General features: G+C 72.0%; 1 protein-coding gene. It reads left to right on the forward strand.

Features of this window, described 5'->3' with window-relative positions; all coding sequences use genetic code 11:
• Nucleotides 1–268 (forward strand): hypothetical protein (locus CVH10_RS20965; protein ID WP_219924927.1); only part of this gene is annotated, 268 nt, incomplete at both ends.

Here is a 268-nt window from a genome sequence, read left to right on the forward strand (position 1 = left end):
TCAGGATCTGTCGGTCGCCCCGATCCTGATCACCGTCACCGTCCTGGCGGCCCTGGCCCAGCAGGGCGGCGCGCTGGATCCCGCCGTGCTGGGACGCGCCCTGTTCACCCTTGTTCCGGCCGCCATCGGCCTGGGTCTGATGGTGTTGCTGGGGCGGGTCGTGCTGCGGCCGATGTTCCGGTCGGTGGCCAAGGCGCGTAAGGCCGCTCAGGGCGGCGAACTGTTCGTCGCCGCCTCCCTGCTGGTGGTGGTCGGCGCCGGTCTGGCC

Source organism: Halomonas sp. ND22Bw, assembly GCF_003011945.1.
Classification (GTDB): Bacteria; Pseudomonadota; Gammaproteobacteria; order Pseudomonadales; family Halomonadaceae; genus Halomonas; species Halomonas halophila.